This is a genomic window from Kordia sp. (genome assembly GCF_050633145.1).
Classification (GTDB): domain Bacteria; phylum Bacteroidota; class Bacteroidia; order Flavobacteriales; family Flavobacteriaceae; genus Kordia.
In genome coordinates, this window is record NZ_JBOEFY010000079.1 from 30,509 (window position 1) to 53,315 (window position 22,807).

19 protein-coding genes and 1 tRNA gene are annotated in these 22,807 nt (G+C 32.6%); 14 read left to right on the plus strand and 6 right to left on the minus strand.

What is annotated here, in order from left to right; genetic code table 11:
* Positions 1-78 precede the first annotated feature (78 nt).
* From ACRBBL_RS25820 to ACRBBL_RS25830, 3 genes are all read right to left on the minus strand, one after another.
* Positions 79-160, minus strand: a tRNA-Tyr gene (locus tag ACRBBL_RS25820).
* Positions 161-413: 253 nt separating this feature from the next.
* Positions 414-1,565 carry a redoxin domain-containing protein gene (locus tag ACRBBL_RS25825; protein ID WP_431371993.1) on the minus strand — a complete coding sequence of 384 codons (1,152 nt, stop codon included), beginning with the start codon at positions 1,563-1,565 and terminating at the stop codon, positions 414-416.
* A 146-nt stretch (positions 1,566-1,711) separates the two neighbouring features.
* The gene (locus ACRBBL_RS25830) at positions 1,712-2,185 is read right to left on the minus strand and encodes a hypothetical protein (protein ID WP_431371994.1); all 474 of its coding nucleotides are present in this window, start codon (positions 2,183-2,185) and stop codon (positions 1,712-1,714) included.
* A gap of 179 nt (positions 2,186-2,364) precedes the next feature.
* Between ACRBBL_RS25830 and ACRBBL_RS25835 the strand changes: the two genes are divergently transcribed.
* Entirely contained in the window at positions 2,365-5,283 is a 2,919-nt protein-coding gene (locus ACRBBL_RS25835) for an FAD-binding and (Fe-S)-binding domain-containing protein (protein ID WP_431371995.1), read from the plus strand.
* Positions 5,284-5,356: 73 nt separating this feature from the next.
* Here ACRBBL_RS25835 and ACRBBL_RS25840 read toward each other — a convergent pair whose 3' ends face one another.
* Together ACRBBL_RS25840 and ACRBBL_RS25845 are read right to left on the minus strand one after the other, a co-directional pair.
* The gene (locus tag ACRBBL_RS25840) at positions 5,357-6,067 is read right to left on the minus strand and encodes a hypothetical protein (RefSeq protein WP_431371996.1); all 711 of its coding nucleotides are present in this window, start codon (positions 6,065-6,067) and stop codon (positions 5,357-5,359) included.
* 242 nt (positions 6,068-6,309) lie between these two features.
* A complete protein-coding gene (locus ACRBBL_RS25845) occupies positions 6,310-7,143 on the minus strand; it encodes a UDP-2,3-diacylglucosamine diphosphatase (protein ID WP_431371997.1) in 834 nt (277 codons plus the stop codon).
* Positions 7,144-7,341: 198 nt separating this feature from the next.
* Here ACRBBL_RS25845 and aroC point away from each other — a divergent pair, with 198 nt between their 5' ends.
* The 11 genes from aroC to ACRBBL_RS25900 all read left to right on the plus strand — a co-directional run bounded on the left by aroC (position 7,342) and on the right by ACRBBL_RS25900 (position 18,158).
* Entirely contained in the window at positions 7,342-8,406 is a 1,065-nt protein-coding gene (aroC, locus tag ACRBBL_RS25850) for a chorismate synthase (RefSeq protein WP_431371998.1), read from the plus strand.
* Positions 8,407-8,447: 41 nt separating this feature from the next.
* Positions 8,448-9,902, plus strand: a complete 1,455-nt coding sequence (locus ACRBBL_RS25855; protein WP_431371999.1) for a dicarboxylate/amino acid:cation symporter — start codon at positions 8,448-8,450, stop codon at positions 9,900-9,902.
* 63 nt (positions 9,903-9,965) lie between these two features.
* Positions 9,966-10,997, plus strand: coding sequence for a glutathione synthase (gshB, locus tag ACRBBL_RS25860; RefSeq protein WP_431372000.1), 1,032 nt, complete (start codon positions 9,966-9,968; stop codon positions 10,995-10,997).
* On the plus strand, positions 10,997-11,833 hold the full coding sequence (locus ACRBBL_RS25865; RefSeq protein ID WP_431372001.1) for a sulfurtransferase: 837 nt from the start codon (positions 10,997-10,999) through the stop codon (positions 11,831-11,833). The genes gshB and ACRBBL_RS25865 overlap by 1 nt, the downstream gene beginning before the upstream one ends.
* A 17-nt stretch (positions 11,834-11,850) precedes the next feature.
* Entirely contained in the window at positions 11,851-12,927 is a 1,077-nt protein-coding gene (locus tag ACRBBL_RS25870; RefSeq protein ID WP_431372002.1) for a hypothetical protein, read from the plus strand.
* Positions 12,928-12,961: 34 nt separating this feature from the next.
* Positions 12,962-13,357 carry a hypothetical protein gene (locus ACRBBL_RS25875; RefSeq protein WP_431372003.1) on the plus strand — a complete coding sequence of 132 codons (396 nt, stop codon included), beginning with the start codon at positions 12,962-12,964 and terminating at the stop codon, positions 13,355-13,357.
* A gap of 3 nt (positions 13,358-13,360) precedes the next feature.
* Positions 13,361-13,873, plus strand: a complete 513-nt coding sequence (locus tag ACRBBL_RS25880) for a hypothetical protein (RefSeq protein WP_431372004.1) — start codon at positions 13,361-13,363, stop codon at positions 13,871-13,873.
* A 15-nt stretch (positions 13,874-13,888) separates the two neighbouring features.
* A complete protein-coding gene (locus ACRBBL_RS25885; RefSeq protein ID WP_431372005.1) occupies positions 13,889-14,716 on the plus strand; it encodes an N-formylglutamate amidohydrolase in 828 nt (275 codons plus the stop codon).
* Positions 14,717-14,734: 18 nt separating this feature from the next.
* The gene (locus tag ACRBBL_RS25890; RefSeq protein WP_431372006.1) at positions 14,735-15,892 is read left to right on the plus strand and encodes a flavohemoglobin expression-modulating QEGLA motif protein; all 1,158 of its coding nucleotides are present in this window, start codon (positions 14,735-14,737) and stop codon (positions 15,890-15,892) included.
* 117 nt (positions 15,893-16,009) lie between these two features.
* Positions 16,010-17,782 carry a helix-turn-helix domain-containing protein gene (locus ACRBBL_RS25895; protein WP_431372007.1) on the plus strand — a complete coding sequence of 591 codons (1,773 nt, stop codon included), beginning with the start codon at positions 16,010-16,012 and terminating at the stop codon, positions 17,780-17,782.
* A gap of 85 nt (positions 17,783-17,867) precedes the next feature.
* Positions 17,868-18,158 carry a hypothetical protein gene (locus ACRBBL_RS25900; protein WP_431372008.1) on the plus strand — a complete coding sequence of 97 codons (291 nt, stop codon included), beginning with the start codon at positions 17,868-17,870 and terminating at the stop codon, positions 18,156-18,158.
* Positions 18,159-18,235: 77 nt separating this feature from the next.
* Here ACRBBL_RS25900 and ACRBBL_RS25905 read toward each other — a convergent pair whose 3' ends face one another.
* On the minus strand, positions 18,236-20,974 hold the full coding sequence (locus ACRBBL_RS25905) for a T9SS type A sorting domain-containing protein (protein ID WP_431372009.1): 2,739 nt from the start codon (positions 20,972-20,974) through the stop codon (positions 18,236-18,238).
* Positions 20,975-21,142: 168 nt separating this feature from the next.
* On the opposite strand from ACRBBL_RS25905, the gene ACRBBL_RS25910 reads away from it, so the two are divergent.
* Positions 21,143-22,003, plus strand: coding sequence for an alpha/beta hydrolase (locus ACRBBL_RS25910; RefSeq protein WP_431372010.1), 861 nt, complete (start codon positions 21,143-21,145; stop codon positions 22,001-22,003).
* Positions 22,004-22,804 (plus strand): alpha/beta hydrolase, encoded by an 801-nt coding sequence (locus ACRBBL_RS25915; protein ID WP_431372011.1) that lies wholly within the window; start codon positions 22,004-22,006, stop codon positions 22,802-22,804.
* Positions 22,805-22,807 lie beyond the last annotated feature (3 nt).

A 22,807-nucleotide genomic window follows, 5' to 3' on the forward strand; every position in this document is an offset into this window, starting at 1 on the left:
CCTCAAAATAAAAAACGCTGTTTGATTTTTCTATAAAACAAAAAAACCACGTCAATTGACGTGGTTTCTTGCTTGATGTGGGGAGAGCAGGATTCGAACCTGCGAAGACATAGTCAGCAGATTTACAGTCTGCCCTCGTTGGCCGCTTGAGTATCTCCCCAACGCTTTTTGCTTTATTGCGGTTGCAAATATACTATAGTTTTTGAACCATGCAAATAAAAAATATGCGTTTTTTTTGATTAAAAACTAACTTGTTGAAAATCAGTTTTTATATAATTCATTTTTTTAATTTTGCTAATAACTAATAACTAATAACTAATAACTAATAACTAATAACTAATAACTAATAACTAATAACTAATAACTAATAACTAATAACTAATAACTAATAACTAATAACTAATAACTCAATACTACTTCCCAAGCATTTCTTTAACTTTTGCTTCCAAAGCAGCGCCACGTAAATTTTTCGCAACAATTTCTCCTTTTTCATTCAAAATAAAAGTAGCAGGAATAGAACGAACGTTGTATGTACGTGCAATACCATCTCTAAAACCGTCTAAGTTTGAAACTTGATGCCAAGGCAATCCGTCTGTTTTAATAGCGCGAATCCAATCTTCCTTAGCGTTATTTTGATTTGGACGACCATCTAAAGAAACACCAATAATCTCCAATCCGTCTTTATGATACTTGTTATAAATCTTTACCACATTCGGGTTTTCTCTACGACAAGGTCCGCACCAAGCTGCCCAAAAATCGATGATAGTTACTTTTCCTTTAATATCATTCAAAGAAACTGTTTTTCCTTCAGGATTAGGAGCAGAGAAGTTTGTAGCCATTCCACCTACTGCCGATCGTAACATTTCAGTTGTTTTAGTGAATAAATCTTCTGCAATACGCGTTTTCTTCATATCATCAGGAAGTGCATCAAAAAACTTCTTAGCCTTTACAGCATTGGTCAATTTATTTACCAACAAGCGATTTACCAACATAATAGATATGTATGAACTAGGATGCTCAATAACGTATCTTTCTTGATATTTAATAGCTTCTTTATCTAATGCAGCTACTTCTTTTCTTGCAGCGTTAATAACTACTGTGTCTTTTGATTTTACAGCTAATTGGTAACGAGCTCTTACTTTTTGAACTCTCTTAGACAATGCTTTAGAATCTTCAATGAAATCAACATACTCTTGATTGTGCTTTCCTCCAGAAACTTTGGCAGCAGACAAACTATCTCTTTTTGCGTTAACTTTTACGTATGCATTCTCTAAAAGTAAATTTATATTTCCTTCTGCACCATTAATATAAATAAAGCCTAATTGTGGATGCTCCACTTTTCCTTTAAAAATAATCTTACCATCTTGTAAAATTGCAGTGTCTTTTGGTTGTGGAACACCTTTTTGATTCGGAACCTTCAAATATGCACGTACACCGTCAGGAAGTCCACTAATTGTTGTTTCGATTATATATCCATCTCCAGAGTTTTGTGTTTGAGATGTATTGTTACAAGAAGTCAACAATAACAAACCAATAATACATGTAGTCACAAATACTTTCTTCACGTTTAAATACATTTTTATTGAATAATTTTAAAAGTTAAACGCGCAAATTTAACCAAATACGTACAATTACCCTAGTTATTAGAAATAATTAACCCTTAATTCTATAGCAGAATTAAGGGTTAACTAGTTTTATAGAATTAAATACCTTAAAATTGATAACGAACACCAAGCGCTAAATCTAACCCTAAGTCGTCATTAAAGCCGTCGTCAAAACCAATTTCTGGGCGTACATCCAGCGAAAGCTGTAATGGAAAATCAAAATTATACTCAATACCTACATCGCCCGCTAAAAAAGCATAAAAACCATCATTCGTTAAATTTCGATTGCTATTCCAAGTTCCAACTCCACCACCAGCGCCGGCATACCAATTAAATCCTCCATCAATATTCCAAACCCATTGGTACAATCCAGTGATCTTATACGCATCATAATCATCATTATCTTTCCAGCCTAAATCTAATTCCAATCGGTTGTTGTCCCACAAAGCTCTTTGGTACGAAATTTCAGTGCCAAATCCATCATTTCCACCAATTCGTAACCCAATAGCATTGTCTGAAATTTGCTGAGCAGAAGCCGTGTATCCTAAAAATAAAATACCTAAAATCATTAATTTTTTCATGTCTTTCTAATTTTATTTGATGAGATTATCCAAGAACCGTACCAATTATAATTTGTTAGTTTTTTTATTAATTTCACATGTTAATATCTTATTGTGATACGCTGCTTGTTTAGTATTTATAACTAAAAAAATAAGTTTATATTGCTGCAAAAATTACACAAAGCACTCAAACTATTGGCATGAAGGCGAAATTAGAACAATTGAAAACTATTTTTTCAGGTACTATTTTTTACGATGATTTACACAGAATTTTATACGCAACAGATGCGTCTGTATATCGTAAACTTCCATTAGCAGTTGCGTATCCTAAAAATACGGACGATTTAAAGGTGCTTATCAATTTTGCAAACACAAATAAAGTATCACTAATTCCAAGAACAGCAGGAACTTCGCTTGCAGGACAATGTGTTGGAGAAGGTATTGTGGTTGATGTCTCAAAGCATTTTACTAAAATTTTAGACATTGATACCAATGCAAAAACAATTACTGTACAACCTGGTGTAGTGCGTGATGCTTTAAACAATCATATAAAATCGTTTAATTTATTTTTTGGACCCAATACATCTACATCCAATCGTTGTATGATTGGTGGAATGGTAGGAAATAACTCTTCTGGAACGACTTCAATTCAATATGGCGTTACACGCGATAAAATCATTGCTATGGACGTATTATTGTCTGATGGAAGTGAAGTTACTTTTGGAGATATTACCACTGAAGAATTTCATCAAAAACGTGCTTTAAATACGCTTGAAGGTGGCATTTATCAAAAAATATATGACATATTGATTGATAGTAATAACCAAGCGAGAATACGAATAGAATTTCCAAAAGAAGCTATTCATAGGCGAAATACAGGTTATGCGATTGATGAATTGCTAAAAGCGGAACCTTTTACAGCAAATGGAGTGCGTTTCAATATGTGTCAATTGCTCTCAGGAAGTGAAGGAACATTAGCATTTACAACAAAAGTCGTTTTACAATTAGACGATTTACCGCCAACCGAAAGTTGTGTAGTTGCAGCGCATTATGAAAGTATTGAGGACTGTTTGCAATCGGTTTCACTAACCATGCAACACAATTTGTACACTTGCGAAATGATGGACAAAATCATTTTAGATTGTACAAAGTCAAATCTGGCGCAAGCCAAAAATAGATTCTTTGTAAAAGGCGATCCTCAAGCAATATTACTTCTCGAATTACGCTCAAATACTCAAGAAGACTTGCAAGTACAAGCAAATGCATTACTAGCTTCGCTGAAAAAAGAAGGAAAAAGTTACCATTGCCCAATATTAAAAGGCGCCGAAATTGGCAAAGCTATGGAATTGCGTAAAGCTGGTTTAGGTTTATTAGGAAACATTATTGGCGATAAAAAAGCGGTGGCATGCATTGAAGATACTGCAGTTGCTTTGGAAGACTTATCAAATTATATTACTGAATTCTCTCAATTAATGGAGAAATATCAGCAAAAAGCAGTGTACTATGCGCATGCTGGTGCAGGTGAATTACATTTACGACCAATTTTGAATTTGAAAAAGCAAGAAGATGTTGTTTTATTTCGAAAAATAACCCGTGATGTAGCCAAACTAGTCAAAAAATACAATGGTTCATTTAGTGGAGAACATGGTGACGGAATAGTTCGTGCAGAGTTTATCCCGATTATGATAGGAGAGAAGAACTATGAACTGCTAAAAGAAGTAAAAGCTGCCTTTGATCCAAATAACATCTTCAATCCTGGGAAAATTGTAGATGCTGCCAAAATGGACACTTCGTTACGCTATGAAATTGATCGTACAGAGCCAGAAATAGAAACCTTATACGATTTCTCGGATAGTCAAGGAATACTGCGTGCTGCGGAAAAATGTAATGGTTCGGGCGATTGTAGAAAACCAGCGTCGTTTTCTGGTGCAATGTGTCCGAGTTATAGAGCTACAACAAATGAAAAAGATACCACTAGAGCACGAGCAAATGCATTGCGCGAATTTTTAACGGTTTCGGAAAAAGAAAACAAATTTGATCATAAAGAATTAAAAGAAGTTTTTGATTTGTGCCTAAGTTGTAAAGCTTGCGCAAGTGAATGTCCAAGTAATGTAGATGTTGCTGCGTTAAAGGCTGAATTTCTACATCAATATTACAAATCTAACAAGCCAACTTTTCGTGATAAAGCGTTTGCATTTTCTACCAAATCTAACCGATTGGCGAGTAAATTTTCAGGACTTTCAAATTTTGTAAAAACAAATGGATTTACTTCAAAAATCATTAAAAATAGACTAGGAGTTGCACAAGAACGCACATTACCTATTAATTCAAGTAAAACTTTAGATAAGATAATTCAAAAATCATTAAATCAATTAAATAAAAATGTTTCAAAAACTAAAAAAATATATCTTTTTAGTGATGAATTTACCAATTACTTGGAATCAGAAATTGGACAAGATGCATTGATAGTTCTATCTAAATTGGGATACGAAATCAAATATGTTTCGCATGAAGAAAGCGGACGTACATTTATTTCGAAAGGTTTCTTGCCAGAAGCAAAAAACGTAGCCAATAAAAATGTGAATATCTTTAAAAATCTCATCAACGAAAATGCTGTTTTAGTAGGAATTGAACCTTCCGCAATTCTTACCTTTCGCGATGAATATATCCGTTTAGCAGATGATAAAGATGCGGCAAAACACATTGCAAAGCATACATATTTATTAGAAGAATTTTTAGCAGCAGAAATTAAATCAGGCGAAATTACTTCTGAAGTCTTTACGGAAGAAGCAAAAGATATCAAAATTCACGTGCATTGTTATCAAAAATCATTGTCCAATCAAAAGTGTACGTATGATATATTAAATCTTCCAAAAAACTACAAGCCAACCATTATAGCTTCAGGTTGCTGCGGAATGGCTGGTTCATTTGGGTATGAAAAAGAACATTATGAAGTCAGCATGAAAATTGGCGAGCAATCTTTATTTCCTGCGGTGAGAGCTGCAGAAATCAATACAATCATAGCTGCAAACGGTACAAGTTGTAGACATCAAATAAAAGATGGAACTAAGAAAGACGCTTTGCATCCAATTACTATTTTGAGACAGGCATTGGTTTAGACGCGCTTCGTTTCGAGAGGCTCAGTATAAGTACTTTAAGAAGGTTAGGTTTTGAATGTACGTTGCAACTGTTTTATTTTTGAATAGAATCAATTCGTTTGATTAATTTTTTTGCACCATCTCTAGTTTTACTGTAAATATCTTTCATTGTTTCCTCTCTTAAAATAGACATGTTAATATAATTTTTCCCTTCTCTTGAAGTAACTATTTTTAAGAAATCTTTCCGGTTTTCTTCTACATTTTTTACTTGCGGAATAGAATCAAAATACTCTATTTCGTAGTGATTTTGGTATACCCAGAAATTCAAATCCTTATCTACAGACTTTTCTTCCCATTTATTGAATTCGTCTAAATAATTATTAAAAACAGAATAGTAAGCATCTAATTTTTCAAATAAAAACTTCTTTTCAGACAATGTTACGATTCCAGATGCTACGATTTTTTTATACGCATTATTGTTAATGGAAATATTATTAGTTCCTGAAGTTAGGATTCCTTGAATTTGACTTGTTGAAAATTTAGCCAAACTATCTGGATTAAAAAGACTTTTCTTATAGTCAACTTTAACATCAATTCTCTTTATAGCGTAATGGAAAAAGGTAGTATCAATAACTAAATCTTTTTTAATTTTTTCAATATATGAATTGGCTTGGTTCAAAGAAATACGATTCTGATTCCAGTTGTTAATACTCATTGCAATGAGAATACCCACAATGATTAAAATGAGTTCTCCTATTGAAGATAATATATATTGTTTTAAACTTTTCTTCTTTAAACTTTTCATTGTAATGTAGGGTGGATTACGCGCAGCCTTAAATATGCAATTGTTAATTAGAAGCAAATTAATAATTATTTTCGATTAAAAAACAGACAGTAGGTATTTCTGTCTAAATTCTGAAATAGTCAAGTTGATTTATGGAACAAACTAGATTCGTATCATAAATCTAATAATCTAATAATCTAAGAAGTCTAACAATCTAAGCAAGTCTAAGTAAGTCTAAGAATCTAAGCAAGTCTAAGAAAAAACTATTTAGGATCTTCTACAATTGTAATTGCGGCGAGTAAATCCTTATAATCCATTGATTTTAGTTCTTCATCGGCGTAAAAAGCTGTCAAGCGATCTTCGGAATGGCGATAGAGTTTCCAGCGATTTTTATGGTATTCCAACGCGGTTAAATTCTCAACCCAATCACCTGAATTTAGATAAATACAAGAGCCTTTTCGGTTTGTTTTTTTCTCCATTTTAGGTTGATGAATATGTCCGCAAATAACATAGTTATATCCATTGTCAATGGCTAGATCGGCTGCAACTTCTTCAAAGTCACTAATATACTTTGTAGCTTTCTTTACGCTGTTTTTAATTTTTTTTGAGAGCGAATATTTTTCACGATTAAGCTTTAGTAAAAACCAGTTAATCAGGCTGTTGAAGCGAATCAATACATCATAACCCCAACCTCCCAATTTGGCAATCCACTTTGCATTTTGAATAGAAGCATCAAACACATCTCCATGAAAAAACCATGCTTTTTTACCATTCAATTCTAAAACTAACTTATCTACAAGAGAAAAATCACCAAGTTTTGTATCAGAAAAACGACGAAGTGATTCATCATGATTTCCAGTAATATAAATTACTTCAACACCTTTTGTTGTAAAATCAATTAACTTTTTAATAATTTGTAAATGCGGTTTTGGAAAATAACGCTTTCTAAATTGCCAAATATCGATAATATCACCATTAAGAATAATTTTTTTGGGATCAATACTATTCAAATAGGCAAGGAGTTCATTTGCATGGCATCCGTAAGTTCCTAAGTGAACATCGGATAGTACTACAAGATCTATTTTTCGTTTTTTCACGTTTTAATTTATTGGACTATTGTTACAACGGTACAAATAAAAACCAAACCAAAAAATAATATGAAAAACTAGTGTTAAGCTTAGTGATCTGAATGTTAATAATTTATCAATATAATACATCAAATGTTAAGTTAATTTCAAGCATTTGTTGGGATTTTAAATCTGTTAGTTTAAATTTACATTTGTTAAAAAAATACTATGGCAGGAAATACTTTTGGATCTTTATTCAAATTGACCACTTTTGGAGAATCGCACGGAGCAGCGATTGGAGGTGTTATAGATGGTTGTCCAGCAGGATTAGAATTGGATTTGGATATGATTCAACACGAGATGAATCGTAGAAAACCAGGACAATCAGCTATTGTTACACAACGCAAAGAACCAGATACGGTTGTATTTTATTCAGGTATTTTTGAAGGAAAAACGACAGGTGTTCCTATCGGATTCGCCATTCACAATACCAATCAGAAATCTCACGATTATTCACATATAAAAGATTCGTATCGTCCGTCGCATGCAGATTATGTGTATGATCAAAAATATGGACACCGCGATTACAGAGGTGGCGGAAGAAGTTCGGCACGTGAAACAGCTTGTAGAGTAGTCGCTGGAGCAATTGCCAAACAATTACTAGCAGACATCAAAATAAATGCTTTTGTATCTTCGGTAGGAGAAATTAGCTTGGATACACCGTATCATAATTTGGATTTTTCATTGATAGAAAGCAATCCTGTACGTTGTCCCGATCCTGCAAAAGCAGCAGAAATGGAAGAACGAATTCGTCAAATTCGAAAAGAAGGTGATACCATTGGCGGAACAGTAATGTGTGTATTGCAAAATGTGCCAGTTGGTTTGGGTGAACCTGCATTTGACAAACTACATGCTGAGTTAGGAAAAGCCATGTTGTCTATCAACGCAGTGAAAGGCTTTGAATACGGAAGCGGTTTTGAAGGCGCAAAAATGAAAGGAAGTGAGCACAATGATATTTTTAATGCTGACGGAACTACAAAAACCAATCTTTCTGGAGGAATTCAAGGAGGAATTAGTAACGGAATGGACATCTACTTCAATGTAGCGTTCAAACCTGTGGCAACTATTATGCAATCGCAAGATACGATCAATAAAGATGGTGAAATTGTTGAAATGACAGGGAAAGGCCGTCATGATCCTTGTGTTGTACCAAGAGCTGTACCAATTGTGGAAGCCATGGCAGCATTGGTTTTAGCAGATTACTATTTAATTAATAGAACAATTCAAAAATAATCACTCAGAGTAAAAGATAAACCATACATAAAACGAACTACATGAAAAAAATGGCATTACATTGGAAAATTTTGATAGGAATGGTGCTTGGCGTACTCTTCGCTTTCATTTTACTATCAACTTCTTGGGGAAGTGAAAAAGTAGTTTTAAAAGAAATTCCGGCTTCACAAGAAATAGTTCAACAAATTATTGATGGTAAAGCTGTTACTTCTGTTAAAGACATTCCTGCGAAAGTAATTGAAACGTCACGAGCAGAATATTTCATTAGTCGTTGGGTAAAACCTTTTGGAACTATATTTATCAACCTGTTAAAGCTGATTGCAGTACCATTAATACTCGCTTCGCTGATAAAAGGTATTTCCGATTTAAAAGATATTGCCAAAATTAAAAAGATGGGATTACGTACCATTGGAATTTATGTGGTTACGACCTTGGTTGCTATTATTATTGGGTTGGGAATTGTAAATACGGTAGAGCCAGGAAAAGGAATGCCGAAAGAAACGATTGAAAAAATTAAAGAAAAATATGAAAACTCTGATGGCGTCAAAGATAAAATGGCCAAAGCGGCAGCTCAAAAAGATGCTGGACCACTACAAGCGTTAGTAGATATTTTTCCGCAAAATATCTTTAAATCATTAGGAGAAGCAAAAATGCTTCAAATTATCTTTTTTGCACTGTTTTTAGGAATTTGTTTATTACTCATTCCTGCAGAAAAAGCCAAACCCATGATTGATATTTTCGATTCCTTGAATGAAATTGTCATGAAAATGGTGGATTTAATTATGTTATTTGCACCATACGCTGTTTTTGCACTCTTAGCGAATGTAATTGTCGCCTTTGATGATCCCGAAATATTATTGAAACTCTTGTCTTACGGATTATGTGTTGTTGGAGGATTGATTTTAATGATTGTTTTCTACTTGATCGTTGTAAGTGTATACACAAAAAAATCACCATTATGGTTTTTAAAACAAATAAGTCCAGCACAATTACTAGCCTTTTCAACAAGTTCGAGTGCAGCAACCTTGCCTGTAACAATGGAAAGAGTAGAAGAACACTTAGGAGTTGATAAAGAAGTTTCTGGGTTTGTTTTGCCAGTTGGAGCTACGGTGAATATGGACGGAACGAGTTTATATCAAGCGATTGCCGCTGTATTTATAATGCAAGTGTTAACGCCAGAAGACATCAATTTCCAAGTACAATTAATCATCGTATTTACCGCATTATTAGCTTCTATCGGAAGTGCGGCTGTGCCAAGCGCAGGAATGGTAATGTTGGTAATTGTATTAGAATCTGTAGGATTCGATCCTACATTGCTACCAGTAGGACTGGCATTAATCTTTGCAATTGACAGACCTTTAGATATGTGTAGAACCGTTATTAATGTCACTGGAGACGCCACTGTTTCTATGGTTGTCGCCAAATCGTTAGGTAAATTACACGATCCAGAACCTAAAAATTGGGATGATAATTATCCTCCTGCTAAAGAATCATAGTATAAAAACCAACTATTTTATATATTTTTAATAGAACCATTAATCAACCAAAAAATTACCTCAATGAATATTTGTTTTTTAATGTATCCTTGGGAAGATATTGATCCGGAGAATGATACAAGTTTAGCCTTAATCAAGGAATGTGTAAAACGTGGACATGGAGTTGCTATGTGTACACCTTCTAATTTAACTATTAGAGATAGTGTAACCAATGCTTTCTGTACTGTAATTGCTAGAATGGAAAAAGTACCTAGTACGCTAAAATCCTTTTATGGAAAAGCAGTATTACGTGAAGAAATGCTTCCGTTGGCTGGTTTTGATGTGATTTTTATGAGAGCGAATCCACCGTTAGATCCTATCATGTTGAACTTTTTGGATTCTGTGAAAGATGATGTGTTTATCGTGAATTCACTACAAGGAATGCGAGAAGCAAATAATAAATTGTACACAGCTGCTTTTGGTGATGCGCATAGTAACATTATTCCAAACACGCATGTGTCTAAGAATAAAGATTATTTGGTACAACAAATCAAAGAATCGAAAGCGGATAAAATGATTCTGAAACCTTTGAATGGTTTTGGTGGTTCTGGTGTGATTCTAATAGAAAAATCAGCAATGAATAATATTAAATCATTGTTAGATTTCTACATTACAAGTGGAGATGGTTCCTCAAACTATGTAATTCTACAAGATTATATAGAAGGCGCCGATCAAGGTGATGTACGTATTTTACTTTTAAATGGAGAACCAATTGGAGCAATGAAGCGTGTGCCTGGCTCAGACGATCATAGATCAAATGTAAGTGCAGGTGGAAGCGTTCAAAAACATACGTTAACCAAAGAAGAAAAAGCGCTGTGTAAACAAATTGGTCCAAAATTAGTAAATGATGGATTGTATTTTGTTGGAATTGACGTGATTGGCGGAAAACTGGTAGAAGTCAATGTAATGTCGCCAGGAGGAATTACATACATTAACAAAGTGTACAAAGTAAAACTACAAGAAAAAGTAATTGATTTTGTAGAAAGTAAAGTCACAGATAAATTACAAGCATTTGACAGACGTGTGCGACTGCGTAAAACTGTTGATGAAGCTTAATGCATATACAAGAAATAAACCCAATAGTATCCGTAGATTGGTTGCAAGAACATCTTCATGCAACCAATCTTGTGGTTTTAAACGGAACGATTTCGCGTGTTGTAGATGCAGATAAACCAAAGATTACAGAGCAAATTCCGAATGCGCGTTTTTTTGACATAAAAAAGGTATTTAGTGTTGTAGATGCGCCATTTCCCAACACAATGATTTCTGTAGAAACTTTTACCGCAGAAGCACAGAAACTTGGCATTAACCAAAATAGTGTTGTTGTAGTGTATGATGAATTAGGAATTTACTCGTCACCAAGAGTTTGGTATATGTTTAAAGCCATGGGGTTTGATACTATTGCTGTCTTAGATGGCGGATTTCCTGCATGGAAAGCTGCAAACCATACAACAGGAGTTAAAACGCCGTTTAATGGTGCTACTGGAGATTTTCAAGGGAAAGATCAGTTGCAACTATTTAAAAACTATGAAGGAATGCTTCAAGAAGTAGAAAATGAAGCTAGTATTATTTTAGATGCACGATCTGAAGCACGATTTACAGGAAAAATACCAGAACCGAGAAAAGGGTTGCGTAGCGGACAAATTCCAAACTCAAAAAACCTTCCGTATACAGAACTTTTATATAACAATCAATTCAAATCAAAAGAAGAATTAAAAGCCCTTTTTGAATCGTTTCAAATAGAAAAAAAGTCATTTACATTTTCCTGTGGATCAGGAATTACGGCATGTATTCTAGCATTAGCAGCTGAATATGCAGGTTTTAATAAATATACTGTGTATGATGGTTCGTGGACAGAATGGGGAAGTTTATATAAAGAAATTAATCACTAATAAAGAAAATAATACATATGGAAAAGATCAAAGATTTTATTTACAACAATATAGCATACATTGCGCTTTACAATTCAATTATAGCGCTTTTTGGGTATATTTTAATGACCTTCGATGATCTTAATTACACATTGCTTGAAATTATTGGATACATTAAGTTCGATCATATAAACTTATCATATTTCAACACTCGTTTATTTAATTTCCCGCATCACCTTTTTAGAGATTTTGCAACATTCACGGAAGTTTTTACACCATTATTCTATATTATATTATTAGTAGCTGCTATTTTACATATCATCTCTAAAAAACGCGAACATCGATTGTTGCAATTAGGTATGTCTATTACTTTTTTATCTACTTTATTGATGGCGTTATTTTTCATATTTGGAATGGTTTATATTTTTAGTGATGACAACTACCGTTATATGTTACAAGCTGCGGGTACAAGTAAAATAGTGCTTTTGGGAATATTACAAATTGTAAAGTACTTCGTTCTAATCTCGATTTGTTATATATATTTAAAGAAAAGCGGACAAAATGCAGAATTTGTAGCCATACCCGAAGAACATCAAGAAACTATATATTTGAGGGACTCACAACATAAATTAAAGTACATAAGAGCTGGTAAAGGTGTACGTTTTTTAAATTACCTTATTGACACTATTATAATAATATTGATATTTTCTCCTATACTGATGAAGGAGTTACGATCTGTCTCTGTTAATTTTGAATATTATTTAGGAGAACGAATAAGTGTGTATGTATTATTTATGATTAATGGATTGTTGTATTACGGTATTTTTGAAGGACTATTTAGAACTACGCCAGCTAAGTATTTAACGAGTAGTGCAGTTACGGGTTATAGTACATTAAAAGTAAAAGGTTTACAAATATTTGGACGTACATTTAGTCGTAGAATTCCATTTAACGCACTTTCTTTTTTCGGAGAATTTGGTTGGCACGATATGTTTTCAGAAACGACTGTTTCTCATTACAAAACAGACAATAAATATAAAAATACAGTTACAGCAATTTTAATTACTGCTGCGCTCATAGTTATCATAGTAATGCTGTTAAATATAATGCGCTAATGAATTATTCTTTTTAATCACAAGCAAAATAATAATGGATAAAGAAACTATATCTACTGAATTGCTAGACACACTTGTCGTATTAGAAAAGCTGAAGTTAAAACGAAAAAGTTTGCTAAAACAGGCAAGTCTTTTAATAATTATTGCACTTGTTATTATTGGGCTAGGAGCGTATGGAAGTAATGCTGAATGGACTAATTTTCCTATATTTCAAGCTACAATTGCTGCTGGAGGAATTTTGCTAGCAATTGCGTTTCGTCCCATACAACAATGTAAAAATCAAATGGATATTGAAGAAAAAAAGCTTCAAGAATTGGAATCGTTACTAAAAAAAGATAATTTAGAGTATAAAGCAGATGTGCGCGTTTCATTTGATGATAAAGGTGAATATGTCGTTCAAAAAAACATCAAACTAATTTCAATAAAATAATAGATGGAAATTTCAGGACATTGTACATTTTGTGAACATAAAGAATTTGATTTTGCAACAGGAAACTTATGTGGTTTGACTAAGCAAAAGGCAGATTTTATGCGAAAATGCCCTAAGATTACGTTAGGTGATACTGCAAAAGAAGAAATAGCAAGAATAAATTTAGAATACAAAGATTTACAAAAACAGCGACCAAAAGCTGTAGGTCATTTAATTTTATATACAATTATTGCTATCGCAATTTTTTTAGCTGATATTTATTTTACGCAAAAATTGTTTGAAGCAGGTTGGGTTACTACTGGAAGCATAATTGGAATTGCCTTCGGAATAGGATTTATAGGATATGCGTTTACACCATATATAAAGTATACAAACGCAAATAGTGCTGTAAAATCTCAAAAACAACGAATGGACAATTTTTTTGCATTATATGACTATGATTATAAGATTAATTTTGAAGATGAAAATTATCAAACAGCTATAACTTTATACAGATCAAAACAAAAAGTACGTTGATAAAAATTGATACAGATGGAAAGACTAACCATTCAAGAAATTATAAGTAAAATTCAGCAAGAAGAACTGTTTGAAGCTGTTTCAGCAGATTATTCTTTTACGATCAAAATTGATAAATATGTACCATTTGCTTGTGGAGCAGTACATGACGGACATCAATTTAGACGTGAATTATGGGAGAATTGTATTCATACCGAATATGAACGTTGGTTTGAAGAAGACCCAGCAACGAAAGAAATGGTGCAAACGCATCCTATTGTGATTGCAGGAATGGATTCTCGTTTTGAATATGACCTAAACCGTGCGCCAGAAAGTGCGATTTATGAAGATGCTTGGGGAAAACAATTGTGGCACAATCCGCTTTCTGACAATATGAAACAGAAAAGTTTGGATAAGCATGCTAATTTTTACAAAGTTGTCCAAGCATTGATTGCAAAGTTGGAAGAAAAGTTTGGAATCTGTGTTGTATACGACATGCATTCATACAATTGGAAACGTTGGGAAAGAGAAGTGCCAACATTTAATTTAGGAACAGGAAATGTAGACAATGAGCGTTTTGGAGCTATTATCGAATCTTGGCGAGATATGTTGTCTAAAATTGATTTACCAAACGGAATAGCTTCGACCTCAAAAATTAATGACACTTTTCAAGGAAATGGTTACTTTTTAAAGTTCATTACACAGCATTTTAGCAATACCTTAGTTTTGGCAACTGAAGTAAAAAAGATATATTGCGACGAAATTGATCAGATCATGTTCCCCGAAGTTGTTTCTGCGGTTGAAAATGCCTTAAAAACGATGATTCCACAACACGCTGATGACTTTTATCAAAAATATAGCTAAGAAAAGAACGTAGTACGAATGAATGATATCAATGTAGCGAGCAAAGTGCTTTTTGAGATAGATAAAAATATTGACGACTTGGTAAAGAAGGTTGAATTACTGAGTTATGTCAATCCACTCAATATGGAAGAAGAAAAGCAAAAGTTCTTCCAATCCAAATACTTAACGGACCCTGAATTTACGTATCCTACTATTGATTTTGATCGCTTTAGTTTGCATAGAGAATTGTTTAAACAACCTATTGAACAAATAGAAAACGAATCTACTAGAGCATTATACGAAGATATTATTTATGCTTATTCTGGACTGATTCAATGTATAGAAACCATTGGGACGAAACATAAATTTTATTACAATAGTTTACGTTCGTTTGGTACGCCAACTGAACAAGATGTAGAAAACGCAAAGTTTATTCTTCATTTTGACGAAGAAGATGATAGTGATGCACAATTTCAACCAAAATATACGGCAACTGAAACTGCTGATCTTTTTCGTGAATATTCAAAACAATACGATTTCACCTATCAAATCAAGCTTTCAAAAGATATGAGCGCCATTGCAATGGTGTTAAATAATATCAAAACCTTGGTTATCAATGAAAAACATACGTTTTCTGAGAATGAAATAGCAGTGTTGACCAATCATGAAATTGGTGTACACATGGTAACTACGATGAATGGACTGTTGCATCCACTAAAAATATTCTCTAACGGTTTTCCAAATTATGAAGAAACTCAAGAAGGTTTGGCAGTTTTTTCAGAATATATGAGCAACAATTTAACCGTAAAACGCTTAAAAGAACTCGCATATCGTGTCATTGCTGTAGATAGTTTGGCCAAAGGGTATTCGTTTTCAAAAACCTTTCGACTGTTTGTAAATACGTACGATTTAGATAGAGAAATGGCGTTCAATATTTCAACAAGAGCGCATCGTGGTGGTGGATTTACTAAAGATTACCTATATCTCACGGGATTAAAAAAAGTATATGACTATTACAGATCAGGAAAGGATATGAAGCCTTTATTGCGTGGTAAAATTGCTTTAGATTATTTAGGTAATATCGAATCTTTAGCAAAAAATGGATGTGCAGTCGATTCAAAGCATATTACTGATTCGTACATGCAAAACAACAATACGAATAAAACGGTTGATTTTATTTTAGAGAATTTAAAGTAGGATACTTTTTATTTGATATAAGTAAGAAAATTTAACGTTTATAGTAACAATATAAAGAGAATTGGCACGTATTGTGTGAGATTGCTTATATTGTATTTCTTATTCCAAAACTATAGTATGTTGAATTTCAAACAGTATTGCTGTTCCCCAATTTTCAAAATTTGTTTTCTATTTATCTTCCTTTGTGGAACCGCTACTGCGTATTCTCAAGCTAGTTCACTTGAAACAAAGTCTTATAAAGAATTGGTGCAAAACTATTTTGGAATAATCAATACCAATCTTGATTCGGCGCTTGTATATATAGATGCGGCATATAAAGTTGCTAAAAAAGAAAAGAATACGACAGCTACTGTAGATGCATTATTTAAAAGAGCATTTGTAAAGTCTTCATTGATGAAGAAAGACGAAGCTTTAAAAGATATTGAAACAGCAATTTCCTTGGCTAAACCAGCAAAAAACTATCTATTATTAGGTAGATTTTACACTCAAAAAGGAAATATTTTAACAGAGATAGGAAAACACGACAAAGCTATAGATGCATTTATTGAATCTAAAAAATATGCTGTTTTAAGCGGAAATAAAATAGATGAACTCATAGCCTCAAATAATATAGCTTTTATTAAGCAGTTGAATCATGCTTATGACGAAGCAATTACCATTTATAAAGAAAATTTGGAAATTGTAGATAATGAGGATATAGATGCTACATATAAAAAAAAGCACCAGATTTCATTATATTTCAACTTATCAGATTCGTATTTAAAAAAGCAAGAATTAAATGATGATGACAATGATGACGTAGTAAAAGCTAAATATTATAATGATATTGGTTTGAAGATATGTTCAAAAAAAGACAATCCTTATGATTACTATACCTTATTGATGAACGAAGTAATTATTCGTTTTGAAAAAGAGAAATATGAAGAAAGTATAAAGTTAAATCATGAGATAATTGTGTACGCTGAAGAAGTGAATTATGAGAAATTGCGAAGCACAAGTTATTTCTACATGGGGAAAAACTATGACGAAATTGATAATCCTACAAAAGCAATTGAATATTTAGAGAAGTTTCATGAAATTCTTAAAACATCAAAAGAAACATATTCTAACGAACGTCAATTACATACGTTACTTGCTAGGAGTTATTCTAAAATTGGAAATCATAAGAAATCAAAATTTCATAATGAGAAACAAGATATACTACTTAAGAAGGAGAGAAAGAAAAATGTAAAAGTAGTTTCAAACATTCATATTAAAAATGATATTCCAAAGATTAATGAGGAATTAAAAACACTAGCTACTGATTTTGAAGCACAAGAAAAGCGTAAAAAATTATTATATGGAATATCCATTCTTTTAGTTGTATTACTCATAGGAAGCATTTTTTTCTATAAAATGAAAATGAAACGAATTCAAAAAAGGGCAGAAGCAGTATTGCAAAAAGCAGTAGCTTTAGAAAATCAGCAAGTCAAGCAAAAAGAAGAAAGACAAAAAACGGTATCGAGTATTTCTGAAAAAGTTACCGATTCAAAAGCTGCTTTGTTGCTAGAAAAGTTAGCGCAATTTGAAGAACGTGAAGAGTACTTATCTTTAAATTGTAGTTTAAGTTATGTTGCCGACAAACTAGAATCAAATACTTCGTATGTTTCTAATGTGATCAATAATTACAAAAACAAAACTTTCAAATCATACATTACTGAATTGCGAATCAATACTGCGCTAATTCGTTTAAAAAATGATGATAAATTACGCTCCTATACGATAAAAGCCATTGCAGAAGAATTCGGTTTTAAACGTCAAGAAACCTTTTCAAAAGCATTCAAAGCGCAAACAGGAATTTATCCATCACAATACTTAAAAAAGCTTCGCGATAATTTAAAAATTGATTGATAGTTTATGAACTGTCAATAGTAAAGCCTTGAGAACACTCATTTTTTTAGTTCCTTTACAAAAATAACATTAAACTGTATTTATAATGAAAAGAAAAAAAATATCATCGTTAATATTAAGAAAAAGCAAAATCTCAAGTTTAAATTTGTTGAATCAATTTGGAGGAAACATTACAGATGAAACAAATACATTTACAACAGAGGGATCGGAAACAAATCCAAATTATACGATTACTTGTTATACACAATATTGTGGAGAAACAGAAACATGTGAAACCAAATGTGGAGGCTGTAATACAAATGATACTACACGCGGACAAGCATCACAAAGCTTACAAGTAGCTTGTAATGCTTTAGGATCAATAATTGGTTGCTAGAATAACATATCAAAGAAAAAGCACTAACCATTTTATGGCTAGTGCTTTTTCTTTAATTTAAGTTTCTTAAAGGTGGACTAGTTTTTTAAGATTTTAAAAACATTGTTCTCCACTTTTAAGATATAGAAACCTTTTGAGAATTGTGAAACGTCAATTCTTCCATCTTCTTTTATAGTTCCTTGTGCTATTAACTTCCCTTCCAAGCTATGTATAGAATAATCTGCTTTTGCAGTTAATCCACTAATATTTAAAATATCATTTGCTGGATTTGGATATATTTTAATGTCACTTTGAACTGTACTTTCAAATAAACCAACATTTCCTGTAGATGCTCTATTTGCAGTACTTGATTTATCTAAAACAATCATGGTGTTTGTGAGATTTCCACAATAATAGATACCTTCTTTAATCTGTAAATTCCCTGCATTATTTAGAAAATATCTATAAATATTTCCAAATTCAAAAGAAATTATTAATTCTTCTTTAGTATCGCCATTAAAGTTACCAACCGCCATTGTTTTTACTAATTGTGAACCATTGTAAACAATATCGTTAGTTGTTGTAGTAAGCGTATTGGTTGTGTTGTCTATTCGATAGCGTTTTACTTCATCATTATCAAAAGCTATGATAAGTTCATCTTCTTCGTTTCCGTCAAAATCACCAGCAGCTATACTTAGAGCAGTATTAGCACCACTATAAACTGTTTGATTAGTATTGGTAACTGTAGTGGTGTTATCTTCAAAATAACGTAACACGTATTTTATGTCAAAAGAAATGATAAGTTCTTCAGCTCCATTGTTATTAAAATCTCCAGCTGCCATATCTATAACAGCGCTATTTGTACTATAAAAAATGCTATTTGAAACTTGTACTAAATTTCCGGAACCATCGTCAGCATATTTTTCAATACTTCCATCATTAAAAGCAATGATCAATTCATCTTTTCCGTCACCATCAAAGTCAACTGTTTGCATTTGATTAACTGTTTGGAATGGATCTGTGAAGAAAGTTTCAGTCAAAACCATTGCACTAACTGAATCATCTCTTTCATAACGACGAATTTCACCATTATCTAAGGCTATAATAAGTTCATCTTTGTCGTTATCGTTAAAATTACCTGTTTCTAAAGCAAGAGTTAATGCTCCGTCATTATAAATCAATTCCTTTGCAGCAAATCTTCCAGTATTATTCTCTGTATATCTGTATATGTTTCCATATTCAAATGCAATAATAGCTTCTTTATTACCATTATTGTCAAAATCTCCTGAAGTCATTTGATAGGTTTGTTGATTATGAATATAAAAATTATCTACACGCGCTAATTTATCTCCAGTAGGAATATCATCTTGATGGAAGGCACTAATTAATTTATTATCAAATGCAACAACTAACTTATCTTTTGTGTATTGTGTACCTGGAAAATTTCCGTTTATAGCATCACGATTCAAAAATGCTGCAAGATCATAAAGTTGTTGATACGAATTGTTTCCTAAATTGTTTGTAATACCAAATGCAACTCCTCGAATTATAAGATCAAGTCTATCTATGCTTGCTTGATCAGTTGAAAAATAAGATTTTAGTACATTTTCAGCGGTAATTAAACTTCTTAAAAGTGTTGTTCCTGTAACAGTTTGCTTGATTTCTCCCGCAGGATATTCACTAGCTATTGTTTCTCTATGGTGATTCGCTATTCTACCACCACTAGATAATCTTGTTTGACTATATGATCCGTTACCTACAATAAAGTTTTCAAAATTATTATGTTCTAAACCAAGAGTTTTTCCATTATAATCTATTATATGATTTATACTAGCTATCAATTTTTCGCGAGTATTGGTTTTTAAACTTGTATCTGATACATTTTTATACAAATATGCCAAACCTTCAATCATTGTACTGTGATAAGCCGATTCTGAATCGTGCCATCTTTCAAAGTCATTGTATTCTCTTCCTGGTAAACCTGAATCTATAGACCAGTCTTCACCAAAATCTTTCCAAGAACCATCAACTTGCATTCCTTCATTCCAATCGTAATTATTATCCCATACTTCATGATATATCCAAACTGTAGATGTATTTGTGTCTGATCGTAACGGATGTAATTCATTTATAAGTTCATCTCCTTTTGTTAGTAAGAAATTTTGACTAGCAGCATCACGATAGATTTCATAATGTTTACTCAAAGCAGTAAAAGCACTAGCTACTCCATTAAAATACCTATTGTTATGTTTAGGATCATTGAGTATTATATTGGTAGCTTGTTGTATGCGATCTTCAAATTCTGTCTCAGAGATAGGTAGCACAGCGCCACATGCAATTTTAAAAAACTTTTTTGCTTCAAGAAAAGCTTCTAACGCCAAAGAGGTAATTCTTGTACTGACTGGATCATCAATATCTAAATGAAAACCTCCATTAGAGTTAGCGCAGATGTTTTGTGTATTATAACTAATACATTGCGCATCTAATAGATGTTGGAAATATGTTTGAAAATGTACTAAGTGTGTGTCTCTTTCAGAAAACTCACCTTGATTATCAAAGTAGTAGTATAACAATATATGAGAAAGTACACGTTTTGTAAGATACTCGTTAGTAGTTAAAGGGTTATTCAGTAAATTTTGATCAGCGTTTGCTAAATGTATCTGCAAAATATCATCAATAGCATCTACAATTGTAGTGTCATTAAATTGAGCAGGATTAGTATGAAAAGTATACTTAAATGCAATATCTACAGGTGAAGTTGGAAGTTGATGTATACTCTGCGCTTTCACAGCAAAAGAACAAAACAATAAAGCAATAAAAAATAGTGTTTTTTTCATGTAATAATTTTTAAAAGGTTATTAATTAAAGATACGAATCAAAGCTGTTAAAGCGTGCTTACTTTAACTTGAATGCCCGTAGTTGCAGTAGATTGTATATAAAACGATCTGCTTTTATACATATTGCCAAACTTTTCCTATCTTAAGACTTTAAAACCAAACGCATACATGTCATATTGGGCAATAGGAGTCATCATTTTTATTTTTATCTATATTCTTGCGAATATAGTTTTATACTTTCTACAAGAACGCTTTATCTTCAAAGCAGAAAAGTTGCCTAGTAACTTTAAGTTTGATTACGAAAATCAACTCTTTGAAGAATACAATATCGAAATCGATTCAGGTGTAAACATCAACGGAATTCACTTTAAAGTCCGTAAACCAAAAGGTGTTGTGCTATATCTTAAAGGAAATTCTAGAAGCATTAAAGGTTGGGGGAAATTTGCAGTCGATTTTACACGTCACGGTTTTGATGTGCTTATGGTAGATTATCGTGGATATGGAAAAAGCACAGGTAAACGAACTGAAGCAGGTATCAAAAAGGATTTGCAGTATGTGTACGATCGTTTAAAAGAACAAGTAGATGAAAAGTATATAACATTGTATGGAAGATCGTTAGGATCGGGATTTGCTACGAAACTAGCTTCAAGTAACAATCCACGGTTATTAATTTTAGACGCGCCATATTACAGCGTAAAACACATTACAAAACGCTTTTTACCAATAATGCCAATGTCTTTAATATTGCGATTTCCTGTAAAAACCTATCGTTGGATTGAATATGTAAAATGTCCTATAAAAATTATACATGGAACGAATGATAAATTAATTCCATTTAAAACAAGTGTGAAACTCTCTAAAATCAATCCGAAATGGGCACGATTATATCCTGTAATTGATGGCGGACATAATAACTTACATACCTTTCCGCAATACCATCGTTTTTTAGAAGAAATATTGCATTCTGAACTACCAAAAGAAATAGATCCGAAAACTTCCAGTTTAAACTTTAGAAGAAAAAAAGCCTAAATGAAACATCTAAAACGTTTTGGTATTGCAGTCATTGCATTATATTTGATCATTATTTGTATGTTACTCGCTTTTCAAGAAAAAATCATATTCCAAAGTGATACGTTGTCGCAAGATCACGAGTTTACATCGTCTGTTCCTTTTGAAGAAATATACTTAAAGGCTACAGATGATGCCATTTTACATGGATTGCACTACAAGCAAGAAAACCCAAAAGGCGTACTTTTATATTTTCATGGGAATGCACGAACCTTAGAATATTGGGGGAAATGGGCTGAACGATTATCCAAGCAATACAATTACGATGTATTAATTATGGATTATCGTGGCTACGGAAAAAGCCTGGGAAAACGTAGTTATGACATGATGTTAGCGGATGCTTTACTATTTTATGATTATGCCAATACAAAATTCTCAGAAGAAGAGATCACCATATTTGGACGTTCGCTTGGCGGCGCGTTTGCAACACATACAGCAGCAAAACGCAATGCAAAACTCTTATTATTGGAATCTGCGTTTACAAGTGTATATGATATTGGAAAGGAACGTTTTTGGTTTTTACCGTTAAAATGGTTGTTGTCATATCCTTTTCAGAATATAGAAAATGTAGCAGCAATCTCAATGCCAACCTATTTAATTCACGGAACTAAAGATGCTGTTGTACCGTATGATCATGGACAAAAATTATATAAAAAGTCGGGTAGCGGCACTAAAAAATTCTATACCATCCAAAATGGAGAACACAACAATCTAATCAATCACCCTGAGTATTTTCAAGCCTTAGATGAAATTTTGAAGTGAAGC

Bases quoted from the DNA above. Each gene is read 5' to 3' on its own strand.
- ACRBBL_RS25830 (WP_431371994.1), bottom strand. From the start codon at position 2,185: ATGAAAAAATTAATGATTTTAGGTATTTTATTTTTAGGATACACGGCT.
- ACRBBL_RS25835 (WP_431371995.1), top strand. From the start codon at position 2,365: ATGAAGGCGAAATTAGAACAATTGAAAACTATTTTTTCAGGTACTATT.
- ACRBBL_RS25840 (WP_431371996.1), bottom strand. From the start codon at position 6,067: ATGAAAAGTTTAAAGAAGAAAAGTTTAAAACAATATATATTATCTTCA.
- aroC (WP_431371998.1), top strand. From the start codon at position 7,342: ATGGCAGGAAATACTTTTGGATCTTTATTCAAATTGACCACTTTTGGA.
- ACRBBL_RS25855 (WP_431371999.1), top strand. From the start codon at position 8,448: ATGAAAAAAATGGCATTACATTGGAAAATTTTGATAGGAATGGTGCTT.
- gshB (WP_431372000.1), top strand. From the start codon at position 9,966: ATGAATATTTGTTTTTTAATGTATCCTTGGGAAGATATTGATCCGGAG.
- ACRBBL_RS25865 (WP_431372001.1), top strand. From the start codon at position 10,997: ATGCATATACAAGAAATAAACCCAATAGTATCCGTAGATTGGTTGCAA.
- ACRBBL_RS25870 (WP_431372002.1), top strand. From the start codon at position 11,851: ATGGAAAAGATCAAAGATTTTATTTACAACAATATAGCATACATTGCG.
- ACRBBL_RS25875 (WP_431372003.1), top strand. From the start codon at position 12,962: ATGGATAAAGAAACTATATCTACTGAATTGCTAGACACACTTGTCGTA.
- ACRBBL_RS25880 (WP_431372004.1), top strand. From the start codon at position 13,361: ATGGAAATTTCAGGACATTGTACATTTTGTGAACATAAAGAATTTGAT.
- ACRBBL_RS25885 (WP_431372005.1), top strand. From the start codon at position 13,889: ATGGAAAGACTAACCATTCAAGAAATTATAAGTAAAATTCAGCAAGAA.
- ACRBBL_RS25890 (WP_431372006.1), top strand. From the start codon at position 14,735: ATGAATGATATCAATGTAGCGAGCAAAGTGCTTTTTGAGATAGATAAA.
- ACRBBL_RS25895 (WP_431372007.1), top strand. From the start codon at position 16,010: ATGTTGAATTTCAAACAGTATTGCTGTTCCCCAATTTTCAAAATTTGT.
- ACRBBL_RS25900 (WP_431372008.1), top strand. From the start codon at position 17,868: ATGAAAAGAAAAAAAATATCATCGTTAATATTAAGAAAAAGCAAAATC.
- ACRBBL_RS25905 (WP_431372009.1), bottom strand. From the start codon at position 20,974: ATGAAAAAAACACTATTTTTTATTGCTTTATTGTTTTGTTCTTTTGCT.
- ACRBBL_RS25910 (WP_431372010.1), top strand. From the start codon at position 21,143: ATGTCATATTGGGCAATAGGAGTCATCATTTTTATTTTTATCTATATT.
- ACRBBL_RS25915 (WP_431372011.1), top strand. From the start codon at position 22,004: ATGAAACATCTAAAACGTTTTGGTATTGCAGTCATTGCATTATATTTG.